Source organism: Stutzerimonas xanthomarina DSM 18231 (assembly GCF_900129835.1).
Classification (GTDB): Bacteria; Pseudomonadota; Gammaproteobacteria; order Pseudomonadales; family Pseudomonadaceae; genus Stutzerimonas; species Stutzerimonas xanthomarina.
Window position 1 is genome coordinate 36,429 of sequence record NZ_FQXA01000003.1, and the last position, 21,533, is coordinate 57,961.

The 21,533-nt window shown below is 59.4% G+C and carries 20 protein-coding genes; 12 read left to right on the plus strand and 8 right to left on the minus strand.

Translation table 11 applies throughout. The features are described from left to right. Window positions 1-154: 154 nt before the first annotated feature. The 3 genes from BUE09_RS08120 to BUE09_RS08130 all read left to right on the plus strand — a co-directional run bounded on the left by BUE09_RS08120 (window position 155) and on the right by BUE09_RS08130 (window position 3,098). Window positions 155-472, plus strand: coding sequence for an Mpo1-like protein (locus BUE09_RS08120; protein WP_073300431.1), 318 nt, complete (start codon window positions 155-157; stop codon window positions 470-472). Between the two features lie 169 nt (window positions 473-641). After that, window positions 642-2,030, plus strand: coding sequence for an adenylate/guanylate cyclase domain-containing protein (locus tag BUE09_RS08125; RefSeq protein WP_073300434.1), 1,389 nt, complete (start codon window positions 642-644; stop codon window positions 2,028-2,030). Between the two features lie 177 nt (window positions 2,031-2,207). Next, on the plus strand, window positions 2,208-3,098 hold the full coding sequence (locus BUE09_RS08130; RefSeq protein ID WP_073300436.1) for a DMT family transporter: 891 nt from the start codon (window positions 2,208-2,210) through the stop codon (window positions 3,096-3,098). 189 nt (window positions 3,099-3,287) lie between these two features. On the opposite strand, the gene BUE09_RS08135 is transcribed toward BUE09_RS08130, so the two are convergent. After that, window positions 3,288-3,575, minus strand: a complete 288-nt coding sequence (locus BUE09_RS08135; RefSeq protein ID WP_073300438.1) for an Rdx family protein — start codon at window positions 3,573-3,575, stop codon at window positions 3,288-3,290. A 75-nt stretch (window positions 3,576-3,650) separates the two neighbouring features. On the opposite strand from BUE09_RS08135, the gene BUE09_RS08140 reads away from it, so the two are divergent. Next, entirely contained in the window at window positions 3,651-5,831 is a 2,181-nt protein-coding gene (locus BUE09_RS08140) for a patatin-like phospholipase family protein (protein ID WP_073300440.1), read from the plus strand. A gap of 46 nt (window positions 5,832-5,877) precedes the next feature. On the opposite strand, the gene BUE09_RS08145 is transcribed toward BUE09_RS08140, so the two are convergent. From BUE09_RS08145 to recQ, 3 genes are all read right to left on the minus strand, one after another. Continuing rightward, a complete protein-coding gene (locus tag BUE09_RS08145; protein WP_073300441.1) occupies window positions 5,878-7,842 on the minus strand; it encodes a FimV/HubP family polar landmark protein in 1,965 nt (654 codons plus the stop codon). A gap of 312 nt (window positions 7,843-8,154) precedes the next feature. Beyond that, a complete protein-coding gene (locus BUE09_RS08150; protein ID WP_073300443.1) occupies window positions 8,155-8,592 on the minus strand; it encodes a MarR family transcriptional regulator in 438 nt (145 codons plus the stop codon). 166 nt (window positions 8,593-8,758) lie between these two features. After that, entirely contained in the window at window positions 8,759-10,882 is a 2,124-nt protein-coding gene (gene recQ, locus BUE09_RS08155) for a DNA helicase RecQ (protein WP_073300445.1), read from the minus strand. A 245-nt stretch (window positions 10,883-11,127) separates the two neighbouring features. On the opposite strand from recQ, the gene BUE09_RS08160 reads away from it, so the two are divergent. After that, complete coding sequence (locus BUE09_RS08160) at window positions 11,128-11,715, plus strand: UPF0149 family protein (RefSeq protein ID WP_073300447.1); 588 nt, start codon at window positions 11,128-11,130, stop codon at window positions 11,713-11,715. A 14-nt stretch (window positions 11,716-11,729) separates the two neighbouring features. Next, on the plus strand, window positions 11,730-12,131 hold the full coding sequence (locus BUE09_RS08165; RefSeq protein WP_073300449.1) for a YbaN family protein: 402 nt from the start codon (window positions 11,730-11,732) through the stop codon (window positions 12,129-12,131). Window positions 12,132-12,138: 7 nt separating this feature from the next. Here BUE09_RS08165 and BUE09_RS08170 read toward each other — a convergent pair whose 3' ends face one another. Then, the gene (locus BUE09_RS08170; protein WP_073300451.1) at window positions 12,139-12,723 is read right to left on the minus strand and encodes a tRNA-uridine aminocarboxypropyltransferase; all 585 of its coding nucleotides are present in this window, start codon (window positions 12,721-12,723) and stop codon (window positions 12,139-12,141) included. An 82-nt stretch (window positions 12,724-12,805) separates the two neighbouring features. On the opposite strand from BUE09_RS08170, the gene BUE09_RS08175 reads away from it, so the two are divergent. After that, complete coding sequence (locus tag BUE09_RS08175; protein WP_073300453.1) at window positions 12,806-13,477, plus strand: glutathione S-transferase family protein; 672 nt, start codon at window positions 12,806-12,808, stop codon at window positions 13,475-13,477. Between the two features lie 25 nt (window positions 13,478-13,502). Here the strand turns inward: BUE09_RS08175 and BUE09_RS20815 are convergent, their stop codons facing one another. Further along, complete coding sequence (locus BUE09_RS20815) at window positions 13,503-13,628, minus strand: PA1414 family protein (RefSeq protein WP_303622817.1); 126 nt, start codon at window positions 13,626-13,628, stop codon at window positions 13,503-13,505. A 178-nt stretch (window positions 13,629-13,806) separates the two neighbouring features. Further along, window positions 13,807-15,528 carry a bifunctional isocitrate dehydrogenase kinase/phosphatase gene (gene aceK, locus BUE09_RS08180; RefSeq protein ID WP_073300455.1) on the minus strand — a complete coding sequence of 574 codons (1,722 nt, stop codon included), beginning with the start codon at window positions 15,526-15,528 and terminating at the stop codon, window positions 13,807-13,809. A gap of 153 nt (window positions 15,529-15,681) precedes the next feature. Here aceK and BUE09_RS08185 point away from each other — a divergent pair, with 153 nt between their 5' ends. Further along, window positions 15,682-16,647 carry a DMT family transporter gene (locus BUE09_RS08185; protein WP_073300457.1) on the plus strand — a complete coding sequence of 322 codons (966 nt, stop codon included), beginning with the start codon at window positions 15,682-15,684 and terminating at the stop codon, window positions 16,645-16,647. Window positions 16,648-16,671: 24 nt separating this feature from the next. On the opposite strand, the gene cysK is transcribed toward BUE09_RS08185, so the two are convergent. Beyond that, a complete protein-coding gene (gene cysK / locus BUE09_RS08190; RefSeq protein WP_073300459.1) occupies window positions 16,672-17,646 on the minus strand; it encodes a cysteine synthase A in 975 nt (324 codons plus the stop codon). Window positions 17,647-17,784: 138 nt separating this feature from the next. Here cysK and BUE09_RS08195 point away from each other — a divergent pair, with 138 nt between their 5' ends. The 4 genes from BUE09_RS08195 to BUE09_RS08210 all read left to right on the plus strand — a co-directional run bounded on the left by BUE09_RS08195 (window position 17,785) and on the right by BUE09_RS08210 (window position 21,524). Continuing rightward, complete coding sequence (locus tag BUE09_RS08195; protein ID WP_073300461.1) at window positions 17,785-18,858, plus strand: DUF748 domain-containing protein; 1,074 nt, start codon at window positions 17,785-17,787, stop codon at window positions 18,856-18,858. Between the two features lie 144 nt (window positions 18,859-19,002). After that, on the plus strand, window positions 19,003-19,848 hold the full coding sequence (locus tag BUE09_RS08200; RefSeq protein WP_073300463.1) for an AAA family ATPase: 846 nt from the start codon (window positions 19,003-19,005) through the stop codon (window positions 19,846-19,848). A gap of 51 nt (window positions 19,849-19,899) precedes the next feature. Then, on the plus strand, window positions 19,900-20,298 hold the full coding sequence (locus BUE09_RS08205; RefSeq protein ID WP_073300465.1) for a GFA family protein: 399 nt from the start codon (window positions 19,900-19,902) through the stop codon (window positions 20,296-20,298). 47 nt (window positions 20,299-20,345) lie between these two features. Beyond that, complete coding sequence (locus tag BUE09_RS08210) at window positions 20,346-21,524, plus strand: vWA domain-containing protein (RefSeq protein WP_073300467.1); 1,179 nt, start codon at window positions 20,346-20,348, stop codon at window positions 21,522-21,524. Window positions 21,525-21,533 lie beyond the last annotated feature (9 nt).

A 21,533-nucleotide genomic window follows, 5' to 3' on the forward strand; every position in this document is an offset into this window, starting at 1 on the left:
TTGTCATTGCTTACCAGCGCTTGAAGCCGCGGAAAACAAAGTTACCCAGTCAGGCAAAGGTCAGCAGATAGGGTACTAAACTGGCACGCGAAGTCAGTAGCCTGGCGCGCCAAAGGTTATAGACTGCAACGACAACAATGACAGGAGGTGCGGCATGAGCACGCAAACCGCCGAACGTTTTACCCGCTTTGCCGATTTCTATCCGTTCTACCTGGCCGAGCACAGCAACCCAACCTGCAGACGTTTGCATTACATCGGCAGCTCGTTGGTCCTGGCAATTCTGGCCTACGCCTTGATCAGCCAGCAGTGGCTATGGTTGCTGGCGATGCCATTGGCGGGCTACGGGTTTGCCTGGATCGGCCATTTCATTTTCGAGAAGAACCGTCCCGCGACATTTCAGTACCCGGTCTACAGCTTTCTCGGCGACTGGGTGATGCTGAAAGACATGCTCACCGGAAAGATCCGATTCTAAGCTGGTCGCTCAGCCGGTGCCGCGCCGCACCGGCTGTCGGTCACGGAATGGATCGGCGGTTTGGCGCAGTGTTGGCGACTTGGTTATGATCACCCGCCAGCGCTGGTCGATGCGCTGCAGCCTCCTACGGCGCGTTCCAGAGCGTCGGCATCTTTCAGGGATAGCAATCATGTCAACCGTGAGCGGTGAACGACGTAACGGACTCGCGACTCGTCCACTGCGCGAGTATTACGCCCGAGTCTTCGCCTATCTGATCTGTGCCGCCACGCTCGCTGCCGGTGTCTATACCCAGCAGTTTTCGCTCGATCTCTTGTGGATGGTGCCTTATACGCTCCTGTATCCGCACTTCGCCTATCACCTGAGCTACCGCTTCAAGCGGGAACACCCTGAGGCAACCTCCCAGACCCTGCTGTGTCTGGACGCCCTGAACGCGGGTGCGGGCATCGTGCTGCTCGGATGCAGCCTCGTGCCAAGCCTGATGTTTCTGCTGACACTGAGTTTCAGCGCGCTGGTGGTCGGCAGCCTGCGTCATTTGTTGATGACGTTGTTGATGGCCTGCATCGGCGTTGGGCTGACCAGTCTGCTGGTGCCCTTGCGCTTCGCGGGTGCCAGCTCGGTTCTGGTATCCGCCGTCAGCATTCTGCTCACCACGCTGTACGTGTGCGTAACGGCTTACTACGTGCATCAACAAGGCATCCGCCTCGCGCAGGCACGCAGCGAACTCGAAGCCCAACAGGCGAAAGCTGCACGATTGGCGCGCAATCTCGCCAAATACCTGTCTCCACAAGTGTGGGAGTCGATCTTCTCCGGCAAGCGCACTGTTCGGCTGGAAACCCAGCGCAAGAAACTCACGGTGTTCTTTTCGGATATCAAAGGCTTCACCGAGCTGTCCGAAGAACTTGAAGCCGAAGCACTGACCGACCTGCTCAACACCTACCTCAACGAGATGTCGAAGATCACCCTCAAGTACGGCGGCACCATCGACAAGTTCGTGGGAGATTGCGTAATGGTGTTTTTCGGCGACCCCACCAGCCAGGGCGCCAAGAAGGATGCTGTGGCAGCGGTTTCGATGGCGATTGCCATGCGCAAGCACATGAAAGTCCTTCGCCAGCAGTGGCGCGGCCAGGGCATTACCAAGCCGATGGAAATCCGCATGGGTATCAACACCGGCTACTGCACGGTCGGCAACTTCGGCGCCGACACTCGAATGGACTACACCATCATCGGTCGCGAAGTGAATCTGGCGAGCCGACTGGAAAGCTCCGCCGAGGCAGGGGAAATTCTCATTTCCCATGAAACCTATTCGCTGGTCAAAGATGTGATCATGTGCCGCGACAAAGGCCAGATCACCGTCAAGGGTTTCACCCGTCCGGTGCAGATCTACCAGGTGGTGGACTTCCGTCGCGACCTGGGCGCCACCAACAGCTTCGTCGAGCACGAATTGCCCGGCTTCTCGATGTACCTCGACACCAACGGGGTGCAAAACTTCGACAAGGAGCGCGTCATTCAGGCGCTCAACCAGGCCGCCGACAAACTTCGCGACAAAGTCATCATGTAGCACCGCCTGGCCCGGCTCGGGTCACATGGTCATTCCGCATCGATACCTGCCGGCGCTCCGCATGCAGTCGAGGTTTACTATGCCGCCCATTCTTTCCCTGCGTCATTACAACCACAACCAGATCATCCACCGCCTTCCGCACAACTTCCGCCAACCTGCTCCGCTGGAAGCCAGGCCATGACGCATCGCAACGCCTTATTGGCAATCCATTTCGGCGCGCTGATGTTTGGGCTGTCCGGTGTGTTCGGCAAGCTGGCCGAGAGCGCGCCCGTGATCATAACGCTCGGCCGGGCGGGTTTCGCTGTCGTGGCGCTGTTACTGGCCGCGCATTTCCTGCGTAGCGGTGGCGCAGCCCCAAGCCCACGCCAGCGGGCCGGGCTGCTGCTAGGCGGTCTGTTGCTCGGCGGCCATTGGCTCACCTTCTTCATCGCCGTAAAGATCGCCGGTGTCGGTATCGCCACATTGGGTTTTGCCAGCTTTCCGGCGTTTACGGTCTTACTGGAGGGGTTGCTGTTCCGCGAGCGCACCCGCCCGGTTGAGTTCGGCATGGTGGCCCTGGTCTGTGTTGGACTGCTATTGGTTACGCCACAATTCGATCTCGCCAGCGACAGCACGCTGGGTCTGATTTACGGCATCCTTTCGGGGCTGATGTTTGCGCTGCTTTCGTTGCTCAACCGTGCGGTTACCCGCGGTGTGGACCCGGTGCAGGCAGCGCTCTGGCAGAACGGCATCATCCTGCTTTGCCTGCTGCCTTTTACATGGTCATCACTGCCGGCAGTGCCCGCCATGGACTGGCTGTGGCTGGCCTTGCTCGGTGTGCTCTGCACTGGGCTGGCCCACAGCCTGTTCGTGGCAAGCCTGAAAGTGCTGAAAGCACGGACGACATCGGTGATCTTCGCGCTGGAGCCGGTATATGGCATTGCGATAGCCTGGTGGCTGTTTAATGAACAACCTTCGCTGGGGATGCTCGCTGGCGGGGCGATGATCATCCTCGCCTCGGTCATCACCAGCCGACTGAAAACGCCGGCCGTGACGAACCCCGCCTCGCCTATCGCAAAAGCACGTTAGACGCCGACACCGTAAAAGCCGGTCGCCAACCCGGCGACCGCCGGCATCAATGCGAGTGACGGGGTACATCAGCGCCACGGCAGCCCACCAGAAAGTCCCGCGAGGTCTTAGTCGTCGACTACCAGATACTTGCGCGCGAAAGCACGGCGCAACCGCGCTAGCCTTTGCGGGTTCGATTCGGTGCTTCTTCTATCTTTGCCTGTCGTTATGCCCGAGATCCCGTTGTGGATCGATCTGATCGCGAACGCGCTGTTTCAGCTCTTTGGCTTCGGGAAAGCCGCCGTCCAGCTTGCGCTCCCATATCTGCACGCCGTCGCAGGTGATGTGAAAGGTCCCGCCCGTTGCAGGCACCAGCGACACCTTGCCGAGGTCATCCGAAAACGTCGAAAGCAGCTCCTGTGCAAGCCATGCAGCGCGCAGCATCCACAGACATTGGGTGCAGTAGGTGATGACGATCTCCGGTTTGGTATCGGTCATATCAAGGCGCTCGGTAGCTGACGGGGCGCCTATAATAGCTGCCATTTCACGTTCCTCCGCCCGGTATGCGCCTTCATGTCTCGTCTGCTTTTTCTGCTGATCCTGCTCGTGCCCCTGGCAGGCTATGCCGATACCCAACCACGTACTGGGCTGGTGCTTTCCGGCGGTGCGGCACGGGGGCTAGCGCACATCGGTGTGCTGAAAGCGCTGGAAGAGCACAGCGTGCACATCGACGCGATTGCCGGTACCAGTATGGGCGCAGTCATCGGTGGGCTCTACGCGGCGGGCTACAGCGTGGAAGAACTGGAAGAGCTGGCACTCGGCCTCGACTGGCAGCAGGTACTGTCTGACGACCCGCCGCGGCAGGATGTGCCTTTCCGACGCAAGCAGGACGACCGTGACTTTCTGGTCAAGCGCAAACTCAGCTTTCGCGACGACGGCAGTCTCGGATTGCCGCTTGGCGTCATTCAGGGGCAGAACCTCGCGCTGCTGCTCGAGCGCCTTCTCGTGCACACCAGCGACACCCGTGACTTCGATCGTCTGCCAATCCCCTTCCGCGCGGTCGCAACGGATATTGCCAACGACAAGAAAGTCATCTTCCGCAGCGGCCATCTGCCTCAGGCCATTCGCGCCAGCATGTCGATCCCCGCGGTGTTCGCCCCGGTCGAAATCGAAGGCCGTCTGCTGGTCGATGGCGGTATGGTCGACAACATTCCCATGGACGTCGCCCGCGAAATGGGCGTGGACCGGCTGATCGTGGTGGACATTGGCACGCCACTGCAGCCTCGTGAGCAACTGCTCACTGTCGTCGATGTACTCAATCAGTCGATCACCATGATGACCCGACGTAACTCCGAAGCGCAGCTGGCGACACTCCGCCCGGAAGATCTGCTGGTGCAACCGATGCTGGCCGGATTCGGTTCGACCGATTTCGGTCGCACGGAAGCGCTAATCGACGCCGGGTATCGTGCGGCCACCGCGTTGGACGCTCGGCTGAACGCCATGCGCAGCGAGAGCGGCGGCAGCCTTGCGCTGAGCCTTGCCCGCTCAGCCGAGCCTCGTACCCCGCTGATTACCGCTGTGCGGATCGAGAACGACTCGAAAGTCGGTGACGCAGTGATTCGCCGGCACATCCGTCAGCAGCTGGGCAAGCGGCTGGATCTTCAGGACCTGCAGAAAGACATGGGCACCCTGTACGGCCTGGACTACTTCGAGCAGGTCGAATACCGCGTCGTGCACGGTAATCCAGGCAATACGCTCGTTATCACCACCCGTGAAAAACGCTCCGGCACCGACTATCTACGCCTGGGTATCAACCTCTCGGATGATTTTCGCGGTGACAGCGCTTTCAATATCGGTGCGAGCTTCCGCAAGAACGGCATCAACGAGCTCGGCGCCGAATGGCTGACGCGCCTGCAACTTGGTGACCGACAGGAATTCTTCAGCGAGTTCTATCAACCGCTGGATGCGGGTTCGCGCTGGTTCGTCGCGCCCAACCTTTTTGCCGAAGCGCAAAATGTCGAGGCGATCCTGGACAACGACCCTATCGCCGAGTACCGGCTGCAGCGCTATGGCTATGGGCTGAGCCTGGGTCGCCAGATCGCCAATAACGGTGAAATCCGTTTCGGTGTTGGGCAGGCCTGGGGTGAAGCCGATGTTCGCGTCGGTGACCAGCAACTGCCGGACTTTTCCTTCGAGGAAGGCTACTACCAGCTGCAGTATTCGTTCGACACGGTGGACAACGTCGACTTCCCTCGTGAGGGAGAAGATATCGGTCTGTCCGTTCGCCAGTACGACCCAAGCCTGGGTTCTGATGGGCGTTATCGCCAGTGGGAGTTCCGCCTGGACAAGGCCGTCAGCTTCGGACTGGATACGTGGGTGTTTGGCGGACGCTACGGACGCACCCTGGATGACGCAGAGATCGTCACCTCAAGCTTTTTACTTGGGGGTGCGCGGCAATTGTCGGGCTTCAGGCAGGATGCCGTCTCCGGTCAGAATATCAGCCTGGCCCGCATGATCTACTTCCGCCGAATGACGCCCCGTTCGTTTCTGCCGCTGGACTTTCCCTTGTACCTGGGGGCGTCGCTGGAACGCGGTCGTGCCTGGAACAACGACAACGCGTTCGACAGTGGTTATATCAACGCCGGCAGCGTTTTCATCGGTTACGAGACGCCGCTCGGGCCGCTGAACTTCAGCTACGGTCTGAATGACGAAGCTGAGCGCGCGCTGTACATGAATCTCGGCCGCAGCTTCTGAAGCGCTGCGGCTGGCTGCGGCCGGCCTTTTAGAGCGTACCTAACGGTCAGGCAATCTGCGCCAGCAACTCATTGACCTGCTGCCGCTGCGCCTCATCACCCTCAGTCGCGAGGGTTTCTAGAATGGCGCATGCACTTTCCATATTGCCCTGCTTGATATACGCAACGGCCTGGTTGAGGCGGACCAGGTGCTCGGGATTCGGCTCGAGCTGTCGCAACTCCTCCGCGGTTGGTTTCGACTCCACCGGCTCCGCATTGCCGAGCAACGATGTCAGCTCGCCAAGCGTCAGTACCTCATCGAAACCATCAATCAACGGCTGCGCGGGGTAAGCCTGCCCGGATTCCATCACTGACGTTTTCTTGGCGGGGTTGGATGCTGCTTCCAGAGAAGCTGCTGCCAATGATTCCTCCAAAACAAACGTGATGTCCGGATCCAGGAACGTCTCAGATGCTACTGGTGCGGATGCAGCAACAGCCGAAGCCAAAGCGGGATGCAACGCGAGCAGCCGATCGAGCTGTGCCTGTTCGCCACCCGCGTGCAGGTAGGCATCGGCAGCCGCGCAGTAACTGGCAATGTCGCCGGCCTCAGCAAGAAGCTCGAGATGGCGAAGCCGAATATCAAGTTGTGCGGGTGCCCGCTCGATTCCGCGCGACAGCACGTCGATCGCTTCATCACGACGGCCATAGGTGATGTAGATGGCGGCCGCTTCGAGCGCGTCGGTTTCGCTGACAGATGCATGCGCCGGCTGGCGGGGCATTTCCGCGGCTACAGCAACCGCCACCGGCGGTACGCGCTTCGGCTGCGCCGCGGCCAGGGGCGTCGCATCTGGGTATTTGCTCTGTGTTTTTTTACGCCGACCGAACCACAAGCCACCCAGCAGCATGGAAATCAATACTCCACTGCCGGGCAATGCCCAGTCCTGCCATCGGAACGACGACGCAGGCCCGGCTGGGGTCGACTCCACTGGCTGCGCAACCGGCTGCTCTTCCGGCGTAATCGTCGGTGCTGATTGGTGTGCAGCCGTCGAATCAATCGCTTGCGGTCGCCCCTGCTCGACCAATTGTGTTGTAACGGTTTCGAGCTGAAGCCGCATGTCGATCAGCATCTGCTTGAGCTGCTGATTCTCTTCACGGCTGGCGGCCAGTTCTTCGAACAGCTGACGGCGCAGCATGGCTACCTGATCGTCAACACGTGCCGGATCGGCAGTGATGGGCTCAGCTGGATTGGCATCCGGCGTCCGCTCGCTCTGTACGATGGTCTCGGCGACCGGCGCCGCCGCAGCGGGCTCGATGGGCGCCGGGGCGGCTTGTGTTGCTGCATCGGGCAGCAGCAGATGCGCACCCGCTTTGAGAAGCGCCGCATTACCACCGGCAAAGGCATCTGGATTCAACGCCTGAATGTCGCGCATGAACTGCGCCTGTGACGTCTGTGAGCCATCGGCATACGCACCGGCGATCGTCCACAAACTCTCGCCACTTGTCACCCGGTGGCGTTTACCCTGAGACGCTTGAGGTAGCTCGGCAGGCGGCACGAAACGCACCGGCACGGCAGGTACCGGCGAAGCCACGGCTTGCGAATTATCGACGACAAAGCTGCTGGGGACTTCAGACGGGCTTGGCATCGGGTCGAGCAGAACGGTGTATTCCCGGAGCATCCGGCTCTTCGCCCGGGTGATCTCGACGAGAAAGTTCAGATAAGGCTCGCGGACTGGCTTATTGCTCGCAACGCGGATCCGGCTGCGGTTACCGTCGATCACCGGCGTGAATCGCAGATCCTGCAGAAACGCCAGCCTCTCGACACCGACCCGTGCAAAGTCGGTGCTGGAAGCCAATACGACGCGAATGTCATCGGCGCTGAGATCGCCTGCGTCCAGCAACTCGATTTCGGCACTCAGTGGCTGATTCAGAGCGGAGTTGAGCGTGATATTGCCCATCCCCAGGGCGGAAACCATGCCCGAATAGATCAGCGAGCCAGAGGCCACTGTGAACAAGACTCGACGACCGAGTGCCATGAAACCTCCGCTGGTGGCGCTCGGCGCACTTCCTCGCCGGTCCACGGTTCGATTACTGAACTGTGACGCGGTTATCGACTGATGCGGCAGAAATTAGAGGCAGTTCGTCGGTTTACGCGCAAAGGCATTGTGCCACTATCGACAAAGCATCGCCTAGCGTCAAAAGACAAACGGTATAGAAAGGCAGTGCCTGAAATCGGGCGTTTATCCAGACGAGCTTAAAAGTCGCATATGGCGCGGCCATCGCACACCTAGGTTATGGCCAAATCCCTCGTCGCCTTTGCATCAAACGCGAGCGAGCCAGCGCTGCCGTTAACGCTTGGCTTTAACCAGGTTCGCCAGAATCCGCTCATGCACTTGCTGGCACTTGCGCAGGTCTTCTTCCTCGATGCCGTCGAAAAGCTCGTGGCGAACCTGAGTGGAAATCGCCTCGATTCTCTGGATAAGCGGGCGCGCCGGGGCACCGAGCGTGATCAGCTTGGCGCGGCGATCACCGGGAGCCGGCTGGCGATGTACCAGCCCTTGTGCTTCGAGGCTGTCCAGCAACCGCGCCAATGTTGGCCCCTCGACCGCAACGCTCTGTGCAAGCTCACGTTGGGTAGGGTCGTGATCGAACCGGGCTAGATGCAGCAGCACTAACCATCGGGCTTGAGAAAGATCAAGATCTGCCAGACGGCGGTCCAGCTCAGCGCGCCAGCCACGCGAAAGTTGAGCCAGCTGCATGGCGAAGCGGTGTTGGTCGGGATACATGGAGCGATCTTTCCGGAAAAACTAATTATTAGCGAGCTAACCACAGCACCGAAAGACTGGCAAGGCTACCATCGGATCGGTACGTAACCCTGTGTTGCGGCGCCCCCATGCTAGGCCCCTCGGCAAGCACGCGTAGCGACGACGCGCCGCATCGCAAGAGTTGGCGCTAGAGCTCGAATTCCGCTTGCAGCGAGGCGCGCACGCAGAACAGCACCGCTTCCGGAACACGCCCGGCAAACTGTTCGGCGACTGCTGCGACCGGTGGCAACTCCCCTTCTCCGTCGAGGAAGGCCTCCTGAATCTCGCCGAGCAGCTCCTCAGGCAGATCCAACGCCTGCTCGAGGCTCAGCTGCTGTTGGCCTATGGCTTCTGCAAGCATGGCGTACACGTTCTTTTCGCTGCAGTCGAGTTGCCGTGCGATCTGAGCAGGCGTCATTCCGGCACGTGCCAGCGTGATCAGCTCATGACGAACATCCGCGGGCGACTTGGCCAACGGTGCCGTACCCTGCAGGACTTCGAGAAACGCTTCGCCATAACGCTCCAGCTTGCGCGCGCCCACGCCGCTGATGCGCGCCATATCGCTGAGCGTGGCGGGCTGGCTGCGCAGCATCTCAAGCAGGGTCGCATCCGGGAAGATGACGTAAGGTGGCACGCCGTGCTCCTCGGCCAGCTTGCGCCGCAGTGTGCGCAATGCTTCCCAGGTCTCGCGTTCCTCGCTGCGCACCAACTGACTCGCCGCGCTGGCAGCCGACTTTGGCGCCTTGGTGGGCAGCTCGCGACGCAGCTCAAGGGTCACCTCTCCCCGGAGCAAGGTACGGCAAGTGTCGCTCAGACGCAGCCCACCGAAACCATCCAGATCGACGTCAACGAGGCCCCGCGCAACCAACTGACGAAACAGCGATCGCCACTCTCCTTCGGAAAAGGCTCTGCCTACGCCAAACACCGACAAATGCTGATGACCGAGACTGCGGACCTTTTCGTTGTCCCGCCCGAGGAGGATATCGACCAGGTGGCCAACACCGTAGCGCTGGCCGCTGCGGTAAATCGCCGACAGTGCTTGCCGAGCCGGTTCGGTGGCATCCCAGGTCTGCACGCCGTCGACACAATTGTCACAATGGCCGCACGGCTCTGGCATCTGCTCATCGAAATAGGCCAGTAACACCTGGCGCCGGCAGCGGGTTTCTTCGCACAGCGAGAGCATCGCGTCGAGCTTGTGCTGCTCGATGCGTTTATGTCGCTCGTCACCTTCGGAGCTGTTGAGCATCTGCTTGAGGAAGATCACGTCCTGCAACCCATACGCCATCCAGGCATCGGCAGGCAGACCATCCCGGCCTGCGCGGCCGGTTTCCTGGTAATAAGCTTCCAGCGACTTCGGCAGATCCAGATGCGCGACGAAACGCACGTTGGGCTTGTCAATGCCCATGCCGAACGCGATGGTCGCAACCATGATCAGGCCTTCCTCGTTGAGAAAGCGCTTCTGGTGAAAAGCCCGTAAATCGTTCGGCAAGCCGGCGTGGTAAGGCAATGCCGGAAAGCCCTGCTCGGTGAGGAAGGCGGCAATATCATCAACTTTCTTGCGCGACATGCAATAGATGATGCCGGCATCACCACGCCGCTCAGCAAGGAACCCCATCAGCTGCTTGCGCGGCTGTTCCTTCGGCACGATGCGATAAAAAATGTTCGGCCGATCAAAACTCGACAGGAATCGCTCGGCGTTCCCCAGATGCAAGCGCTGAACGATTTCCTCCCGCGTGCGCTTGTCAGCCGTGGCAGTCAGCGCAATCCGCGGGACACTGGGGAAAAACTCAGCCAGTTGGCCGAGTTGCAGGTACTCGGGACGAAAATCGTGTCCCCACTGCGATACACAGTGCGCCTCGTCGATGGCGAACAGACCGATCTGCAAGCGCTGCAAGAAGGCCAGCATGCGCGATTGAACGAGCCGTTCGGGCGCCAGATAGAGCATCTTGATTTCGTTTCGGCGCAAACGGTCGGCGATGTCGCGCTGCTGCTCGGCCGTCAGGGTAGAGTTGAGAGCCGCCGCCGCAACGCCCAACTCTTCAAGCGTGGCCACCTGATCGTCCATCAACGCGATCAGCGGCGACACCACCACAGCCAGGCCTTCGCGGAGCAACGCCGGCACCTGATAGCAAAGCGATTTACCACCGCCGGTCGGCATCAATACCAACGCATCGTCGCCGTCGGCCACGCGCTGGATGATCGCACCCTGGTTGCCACGAAACGCGTCGTAGCCGAATACATCTTTGAGAATGCGCTGTGCCTGATCGAGCATGCCGGTCTCCGAAACAAGACGCGCGAGTATACGCGACACAGCCGCCCGGTTCAGACCGAACACCGCAGCTGCGCGATAGTCGGGTAACCCACGCTTGCGCCGCGGAACTCCGCGCTGATTTTTCAATCAGTCGAAGACGCAGAGGCTGGAAACGGCTTCGGCTGCCGTGGCGTCAAAGCGCGCGGTAGCCGGAGGCCTGCAGCTCGTCTAGAATCAGCGCTGTTTTCTCTCCAAGGTAGCCATCGATGTCCTTCGCCGAGCAACTCGCCCGCCTGCAAGTGTTTCTGGATGCAGATGATCTGCACGAAGAAGCCCTCGATTACATCGCCGCCCATGGCTACCTGACCGCCCTGTGCATCTGCTCTGAACAAGTGCCCGAGCGCGAGTGGATCGACGCACTGTTTGCCGAGCCGCCAAAATACGCGGACGACACCGAGCGCGAAGCCATCGAGGCGACGCTGATTCAGCTCAAGGCACACATTGCCCGGCAACTGGCCAGTGATGAGGACATGGAGCTCCCTTGCGAACTCGACATGGGTGACGAGCCTGACGAGTCCGACCTGCGCGGCTGGTGCATCGGCTTCATGGAAGGCGTGTTCATGCGCGAGTCGGTTTGGTTCGAAGATTCCGAGGAAGAAGTCAGCGAGCTGCTCCTGCCAATCATGGTTGGGTCAGGGCTGTTTGACGAGCAACCCGAGTTCAGCGATATCGCCACCGACCAGGATCTGGTTGCGGAGATGGTCGAGCAGATTCCCGAGATCCTCACGGCGCTGTATCTGATCTGCCATGCGCCGGAAGAGAAGCCCGCGCTTCTCAAACCGCGCAAGCACTGACGTCGGACAGCCTCTTGGCTCATCGCGATATTCCGACGTATCGCAACCCAGTAGCGCGCTATGTACTGCTGGTGATCGGCTGGCTAAGCGTCACGCTCGGCATCATCGGGATTTTCCTGCCGGTCCTGCCCACGACGCCTTTCCTCCTTCTCGCTGCCGCCTGCTTCGTCCGTAGCTCTCGACGTTTCTACGACTGGCTGGTGAAACATCCGCGGCTCGGCCCCTGGTTCCGCGATTACCTGGAAGGCAACGGCATTCCGGTCAAGGCCAAGGTGTACGCCATCGCGACCATGTGGTTCAGCATTGGTGTCTCCTGCTGGCTGGTGCCGATGTTCTGGGCGCGTATCGGCATGCTGGCCAGCGCGACCCTGGTCAGCGTCTATGTCCTTCGCATGAAAACGCTCCCTGCGCGCTGAGACGCACTCAGCCGTCATGGCCATGATTGCGCTGGTAAGTTTCTGCACCCATCGCAGCTATCTGCGACTCGATCAGCGCATCGAACGGACGAAGCAAACCGTCGAATCGGCCTTCTCCCTCCAGCATGTTCAGGGCCGTGACGATCGCCTCGAGCGTTGAAAGCGCACCCGGCGCTGGCGCCTTACGCAGCCGGTAACGCGAAACGAGCCCCGAAGGGAGCGAGACGCGGGGCAAGGTCGCCAACGCTGGATTGAGATGCAGCATTTTGCGCGCTTTCTTCCAGGTGCCGTCAGGAACGATCAATCGCAGCGGCGCCTCGCTTTTCGCCAGACTCTCAAGCGGAATGGCGTCGACGCCAGGGAACAGCAGATAGTTATCCTGCTCGTCAGCGGGAAGGCTGACCATTTCACCGACCAACAATTCAGCGCTGCGCAGCCCCAAGGCGGCCAACCGAGCCGTATTGAGCGCATGCGCGGTTTCGCTGGGGTGTTGCACGATCAGTACCCGCGTCGTGCTGGTCAGCGAAGGGATCAACGGGCACAGACAGTGGCTGGCAGGACGCTGGCAGCGAGAACATTGTGGGCGGGACATGACTTCTCCTATAACAGGGAGCAGTCTGCCATACCGCAGGCTATGCTGGTCGCACTCATCGGGCCCTAGGAGACATCCACCAATGATCACGCTCCACCATCTGGAAAACTCCCGCTCGCAACGTGTGCTGTGGCTGCTGGAGGAGCTGCAGGTACCGTACGAAATCAAGCGTTACGCCCGGGACCCGAAAACCATGCTGGCGCCGCCGGAACTGAAGCAGGTTCACCCCTTGGGCAAGTCTCCGGTCATTACAGACGGAGATCTGGCGCTGGCCGAGTCCGCAGCCGTCCTGGAGTATTTGATGGAGCGTTATGGCGAAGGCCGGCTGGCGCCAGCTGCAGGGACGCCGGAACACCATCGCTTTCGCTACTGGATGCACTACGCGGAAGGCTCAGCGATGCCGCCACTGCTGCTGCGGCTGGTCTTCGACCGCGTCGCCAACGGGCCGATGCCATTCTTCATTCGCCCCGTGGCCCGGGCGATCGCAAAAGGGGCCAATCAGGCATTCATTGGCCCGCAGCTCAAACTTCATCTGGACTATATGGAGAACGAGTTATCCAAAACGCAGTGGTTCGCCGGCGATCACTTCAGTGTGGCGGACATTCAGATGAGCTTTCCGCTGGAGGCCGCCCAGTCGCGCGCAGGACTGGACTCCAGCCGACCGAATTTGACTGCGTTTTTGAAACGTATAAGAGACAGGCCCGCTTATCAGCGCGCCGTTGAAAAAGGTGGTCCGGTGATGCCGGGGCGCTAAGCCACCACGCCCGGCATCGCCAAGATCAGCGACGCCGGGCCGCTACCTTGTCTCGTTCCGCACGGACCGGGATAGGCTGCAAACGAGGCGGTTCGACAAACCCAAGCGCCACTGCCAGATTCCAGCACACACTATTGAGCCATGCTTTCATGGTCTAACCCCTCCTACTGATACGGGTTTTGGTGGAGCCATGGGACTTCGAGATCAGCATAACCCAACAACTGCAACATCGCCTGTGGTAGGTGTTGCAGAGTGTGCAGCCGCCGCGCTGTTCGTCCGGCCCTTATCAATAGCGACCCATATCGCATGGAAGCGTTCGCGTCGCGCGACTACTGGGCAGGCTGCGCCTTGCGACGATACGGAAAGACGTCGATCACCTTGCCTGCGCTGATGGCCTGTTGCAGGCCCTGCCAGTAGTTGGCGTCGTAGAGTTCTCCGTGCAGCTTTGCGAACAGCCGGCGCTGCTGGATGTCTGCAAACAAAAAGCGAGGAAACTCTTCGGGAAACACATCGTTGGGTCCAACGGAATACCAGGGTTCGGAGGCCATTTCGTCTTCGGGGTATCGGGGCTCGGGTATATGGCGGAAATTAACTTCGGTGAGAAAGCAGATCTCGTCGTAATCGTAGAATACGACGCGGCCATGACGGGTCACCCCAAAGTTCTTCAGCAGCATGTCTCCAGGAAAGATGTTGGCGGCTGCCAGTTGCTTGATGGCCAGCCCGTAATCTTCCAACGCCTCATGCACCTGCTGTTCGCTTGCGTTTTCGACATATAGGTTCAAGGGCGTCATCCGCCGCTCGGTCCAACAGTGACGCACCAATACCGTATCGCCCTGAACCTCGACCGTAGAGGGCGCAACCTCCAGCAGTTCGGCAAGGCACTCGGGATCGAACTTGTCCTTGGGGAAGCGAAAGTCTGCGAACTCCTGGGTATCAGCCATGCGCCCCACTCGATCGACACTTTTCACCAAGCGATATTTCTCTACAACTGTCGTGCGGCTGACGTTCTTGGTATGGGAAAAACGATCCTTGATGATCTTGAACACGGTATTGAAGCCCGGCAGCGTGAACACGCTCATGACCATCCCGCGCACGCCCGGCGCCATGACAAATTTGTCGTCGGTAGTCGCCAGATGGTTGATCAACGCGCGGTAGAACTCCGACTTGCCGTGCTTGTAGAAGCCGATCGAGGTGTAGAGCTCGGCGATGTGTTTGCCTGGCAACATCCGCTTGAGGAAACCGATAAACTCCGCCGGGATCGGAACTTCAACCATGAAGTACGAACGGGTGAAGGAGAAAATGATCGAGACTTCCGCCTCGTCGGTAATCAGGGCATCGGCAACCAGTCCATCACCTTCGCGGTGCAACAGCGGGATGACCAGCGGCCATTGCTCGTCGCAGGTAAAGATGCGCCCCACAAGGTAGGCGCCCTTGTTGCGATACAGCACCGAAGTGAAGAGCTCAACGATGAGCTCCGGATCTTTGCAAACCCAGTCTGGCAAGGACAGCTGCAGCTGCGTCTCGAGCCGCCGCAGATCTCCCTCCCGGTCACCGTACGGCACATCGAATGCGAAATCGCTGAGGATCTGCTCCAGCACGCCATGCAGATCCCCGCCGGGTTGGTAGCGCCGCGTCTGCGCCATCCGTTGAGCGCGATTAGCGGGTCGGGTGGTGTGGATGAACATGGTGCTGTCGTTGATGCAGTCATGGCTGAACAAGGTACAGAAGATCGAGTTGTACCAAGTCTCGGAAAGTTCATCGTCAAAGCGCGGGTTGATCAATCCAATGTATTCGCCTTTGACCTGCGGCCAACGGTTCACGTCGAGCAGAACCTGTGGGTCCATAACAGAGCGCAAGGCCGCTGCGGTTTCGCCGACCTTCTGTTCGTACAGGTTGATGCGCGCCGCCGATGCGTGCTGAGCTTCCTGCCACCGGGCTTGTTCGAAGCGCGCCTTGGCGCCTACGGTGATTAGCCTGAAATGTTCGCGGTAGTCATCGAACCCCAGAAGGATCTGTCGGGCGATCTCGAGGTCCGGCGAATGCTGCGCCATAACATTTCTCTCGCTGCGTAAAAGCCTTGAGCTTATCCACCGGCCATGCCCAATGAAAGCCGGACAGCTCAACGGGCGTTTTGAAAGCCAGATCGGAGTTGCCAGAAGAGCCTACCTCGCCAACACTGATAAGCCGTACGCCGGAGCCCTGCCATGCGACCTCTCGACCTGTTGCGTCTGCTCAGTCTTGCCGCTATCTGGGGCGCCAGTTTTCTTTTCATGCGCATCATCGCGCCGGAGCTTGGCACCCTCCCCACGGCGTTCTTTCGGGTGTTGTTCGCCTGCATCGGTCTGCTGACGATTCTGATGATCATGCGGACCCGCTGGGACTTTCGCGGCAAGCTCAAGCTGTGCCTGATCCTGGGGATGATAAATTCCGGCGTGCCATTCGCGCTGTATGCCTTGGCGGCGCAGTTCCTGCCAACTGGCTATTCGGCGATCTTCAATGCAACCACACCGATGATGGGCGTACTCATCGGTGCATTGTTCTTCGCCGAAGCATTGACCGCAGCGAAACTGGTCGGCGTACTGTTTGGCCTGAGCGGCGTAGCCTTGCTGACGCGCACCGGCCCGGTGGCTTTCGATCTGCAATTGCTGATCGGTGCACTGGCGTGCCTGGGTGCAACAGCGTGCTATGGGTTTGGCGGATTCCTGACCCGACGCTGGATCAACCAACATGGCGGTCTGACGAGCGAATTGGTCGCCTTTGGAAGCCAGGCCGGAGCAGCCCTATGTCTGCTGCCGCCGTTCATCGTTTCGCTGCTGATCGTTCCTCCGGTTTCCTGGGGCGACAGCACCGTCTGGCTAAGCCTTGCTGGCCTCGGCATCGTCTGCACAGCCTTCGCTTACATTCTGTACTTCCGCTTGCTTGCGGATATTGGCCCGGTACGAACCTTGACGGTGACGTTCATCATTCCGCCATTTGGTGTGCTGTGGGGCGCCCTGTTTCTGGGCGAACCGCTGGACTGGGCCTATGCCTACGGCGGTGCACTGATCGCTGTGGCGCTCTGGCTCGTGCTGAAGCAGGCGCCGAGCCCAATAGCGCCGCCTCAGACCCAACACGACCAGGCGAATGCGGCACTCGTATCCTCTGCTGATCTGGAGCTGCGTCGGGACTGAAGATTCAGTCCCGCCCAGTACCGATTACTGTTGCAGTTCCTGCTCGCCGAACACGTCGGAAAACAACATGGTCGACAGGTAGCGTTCGCCGGAATCGGGCAGGATCACCACGATGTTCTTGCCCTGCATTTCCGGCTTCTCGGCCAAGCGTACCGCTGCGACCATCGCCGCACCGCAGGAGATACCACAGAGGATGCCTTCCTCACGCATCAGGCGCAGCGCCATGGCCTTCGATTCATCGTCGTCGACACGCTCAACCTGGTCGATGATCGACAGATCCAGATTCTTCGGAATGAAGCCGGCGCCAATGCCCTGAATCTTGTGCGGGCCGGGCTTGAGCTCTTCGCCGGCCATGGCCTGGCTGATCACAGGTGAGCTGACTGGCTCCACCGCGACGCTAAGAATCTGCTTGCCCTGGGTATTCTTGATATAGCGCGACACGCCGGTGATAGTCCCACCCGTTCCCACGCCAGCCACCAGCACGTCGATGCTGCCTTCGGTGTCGTTCCAGATTTCCGGCCCGGTGGTCTTTTCGTGAATGGCGGGGTTCGATGGGTTGTCGAACTGTTGCGGCATGAAATAGGTATCGGGATCGGAGGCTGCAATCTCGGCGGCTTTCTCGATTGCGCCGTTCATGCCTTTTGCAGGCTCGGTAAGCACCAGCTCAGCGCCGAGCGCCTTCAGCACCTTGCGGCGCTCCAGGCTCATCGAGGCCGGCATGGTCAGCATCAGCTTGTAGCCACGCGCCGCTGCGACGAACGCCAGGCCGATGCCCGTGTTGCCCGAAGTCGGCTCGACCAGCGTCATGCCCGGCTTCAATCGCCCGCTTTCTTCCGCATCCCAGATCATCGCCGCGCCGATCCGGCACTTGACTGAATAGGCGGGATTACGACCTTCGATCTTGGCCATGATGCTGACGCCCTTGGGCCCCAGTCGGTTGATCATTACCAGTGGCGTATTGCCGATGGTTTGCGCGTTGTCAGCGAAGATGCGGCTCATGACGGTATCCCTGCGATGAAAAAACCAGACTGATGAGCCTAAGCGCAGTCACCCGACTCGTCCAGCCGAACTCATGGTCTGCGGGCAGGGTCAATTCAGGACCAGAGCCGCCCATGCCTCCACCCAACCAGGCCTCCGATGAAAACACGTTACCGACGCCCGCTGTGGATCTTGCTGTTGCTGGCACTACTGCTGCTGGTTGCTCACCTTGCACTGCCGTACGTCGTGCTCAACTACCTGAACGGCAAGCTCGCGGACATGGGTGACTATCGCGGCCACATCGAAGACGTCGATCTAGCCTGGTGGCGTGGCGCCTATCGACTGAACGATCTGGTGATAGAGAAAAAGAACGAACAGGTCCAGGCGCCTCTGTTCACCACCGACGCCGTCGATATTGGGCTGAGCTGGAAGGCGCTTTGGAAGGACCAAGCGCTGGTCGGCGAAATCACGCTGGAACAGCCGCACCTGAACTTCGTGGATGGTGAGGAAAAGGAAAGCTCGCAAACCGGCGATGGTGTCGAATGGCGGGATCGCCTCGATGAGCTGATGCCGTTCACGCTTAACGAACTGAAAGTGGTCGACGGACAGGTCTCGTTTCGCAACTTCCAGGCAGACCCGCCCGTCCACGTCTATGCCAGCGCCATCAATGCCAGCCTCTTCAACCTGACCAATACTGCCAATCAGGAGCAGGGCCGCGTCGCACGTTTCGAAGGCACTGCTCAATTCTTCAATCAGGCCCCTATGGAGGCCAGTGCGCAGTTCGATCCCTATACAGACTGGGAAGACTTCCAGTTCAGCTTGCGTGTAACAGATGTCGATCTGACCAAACTGAATGATTTCAGCAACGCCTACGGAAGCTTTGACTTCGCCGGCGGTACCGGCGACCTGGTAATAGAAGCCGAGGCCAAGGACGCTCAGCTCGATGGCTATATCAAACCATTGCTGCGTAATGTCGAAGTGTTCAACTTCGAGCAGGACATCGAGAATGAAGACAAGGGATTTTTTCGTGGCATCTGGGAAGCGGTTGTCGGCGGTGGCGAGGAAGTCCTGCAGAACCAGCGCAAGGAACAATTCGCTACGCGCGTTGAGCTGAATGGAAGCACTAAAAATGCTGATGTCAGCCCATTTCAGGCGTTCGTTGCAATTCTTCGCAATGCCTTTGTCGAGGCCTTCTCAGCTCGTTTCGAGCGCTCGCTTGGCGAAGATAAATAATAAGCACGAACACCTACGGAACGGCTGCCCATTCAGTGACTGAATGATCCACTCACGTTCACACTCGTGCACCCATCACTTATAGTCGACCGCCTAATTCAACGTTAAGCGCCTGCGTGCCAGGCCCGATGCAAGGAAACTCCGATGAAGTTCGAAGGCACCCAGTCCTACGTCGCCACCGACGACCTGAAGCTTGCGGTGAACGCCGCCATCACCCTCGAGCGTCCGCTTCTGGTGAAGGGCGAGCCGGGCACCGGAAAAACCATGCTGGCCGAGCAGCTCGCAGAATCTTTTGGCGCGCAGTTGATCACCTGGCACATCAAGTCCACCACCAAAGCCCATCAAGGCCTTTACGAATACGATGCGGTGAGTCGTCTGCGCGACTCGCAGTTGGACTCAGACCGTGTCCACGACGTACGTAACTACATCAAGAAGGGCAAGCTGTGGGAGGCGTTCGAGTCCGAACAGCGCGTCATCCTGCTAATCGACGAGATCGACAAGGCCGATATCGAGTTCCCCAACGATCTGCTGCAAGAACTCGACAAGATGGAGTTCTACGTTTACGAGACCAACGAAACCATCAAGGCCAAGCAGCGGCCGATCATCATCATTACCTCGAACAACGAGAAGGAATTGCCCGACGCCTTCCTGCGCCGCTGTTTCTTCCACTACATCGCCTTCCCTGATCGCGACACGCTGCAGCGGATCGTCGACGTGCACTACCCCAATATCAAGAAGGATCTGGTGGCCGAAGCGCTGGATGTGTTCTTTGATGTACGTAAGGTGCCAGGCCTGAAGAAGAAGCCGTCCACCAGCGAACTGGTCGACTGGCTGAAACTGTTGATGGCCGACAACATCGACGAAGCCGTCCTGCGCGAGCGCGATCCGACCAAGGCGATCCCGCCGTTGGCCGGCGCCCTGGTGAAAAACGAGCAAGACGTACAGTTGCTAGAGCGCCTGGCGTTCATGAGTCGTCGCGCCAGTCGCTGACCCGGCGGCGTCTCATAGGAGCCGGACGTCTCACTTACTGGAGAAAGATCCATGCAAACGCATACCGGTAGTTGCCTCTGTGGCGTCGTTCGTTATCGCATCGACGCTCCGATCAACGAGCTGACCCATTGTCACTGCAAGATGTGTCGCAAAGCCCACGGTGCGGCTTTCGCCACTTATGCGAGCGTGCCGCTGGATGCGTTTCACTTTCTCTCCGGAAAGGATCAGTTGGGTGTCTATCACTCGTCCGATCATGTGACACGGACGTTCTGCATTCGCTGCGGCTCCAACCTGCAATTCGTCGACAACCGCGAGCATGAGCTCGGTGTCGCTGCCGGCACGCTCGACTCACCATTACCCGCCCCGCCGCAGGCGCACATTTTCGTGCGCTCCAAGGCGGACTGGTATGAGATCCGAGACGGTCTGCCGACTCACAACGAAGATCTCTGAATCAATCATGAAAAGCTGCCGCCACGACGGCAGCCCGAGGTTCTGCCATGTTGCTTGGCTTGTTCAATGAGATGCGCGCCGCAAAGGTTCCGGTGTCGGTGCGCGAACTGCTCGATCTGATCAATGCGCTGAAACACAACGTCGTGTTCGCTGACATGGATGAGTTCTACTACCTGTCGCGTGCCATTCTGGTGAAGGACGAGCGGCACTTCGACAAGTTCGATCGCGCCTTCGGCGCCTACTTCAAAGGCCTGGAAAATCTCGATCAACACATAGAAGCGCTAATTCCAGAGGAATGGCTACGCAAGGAGTTCGAACGTTCGTTGAGCGATGAAGAGCGCGCCAAGATCGAGTCGCTAGGTGGTCTGGACAAGCTGATCGAGGAGTTCAAGAAGCGTCTCGAGGAGCAGAAAGGCAAACATGCCGGCGGTAACAAGTGGATCGGCACGGGCGGTACCAGTCCTTTTGGCTCCGGCGGCTACAACCCCGAGGGCATCCGCATCGGTGATGCCGGCAAGCGCCAGGGCAAAGCGGTTAAAGTCTGGGATCAGCGCGAATACAAGAACCTGGACGATCAGGTCGAGCTGGGCACGCGCAACATCAAGGTCGCTCTGCGCCGCTTGCGCAAATTTGCTCGCCAGGGTGCGCAGGATGAACTGGACCTGGACGGCACCATCGACCACACCGCGAAAGACGGCGGCCTGCTGAATATCCAGATGCGCCCCGAGCGTCGCAATGCGGTAAAGCTACTGATCCTGTTCGACATCGGCGGTTCGATGGATGCGCACGTCAAGGTCTGCGAAGAGTTGTTCTCGGCCTGCAAGACCGAGTTCAAGCACCTCGAGTATTTCTACTTTCACAACTTCATTTACGAATCGGTCTGGAAAAACAACTTCCGCCGCACCTCGGAGCGCACTTCGACTCTTGATCTGCTGCACAAGTACGGCGCGGACTACAAAGTCGTGTTCGTTGGCGATGCCGCCATGGCGCCCTACGAGGTTACCCAGCCCGGGGGCAGCGTTGAACACTGGAATGAAGAGGCCGGTTACGTCTGGATGCAGCGCTTCATGGAAAAATACAAGAAGCTCATCTGGATCAACCCTTACCCGAAAGACACCTGGGGCTACACCTCTTCCACCGGCATCATCCGCGACTTGCTGGAAGACCGCATGTATCCGCTGACCTTGAGCGGGCTGGAAGAAGGTATGAAGTTCCTGTCGAAATAGGCCGTTTCC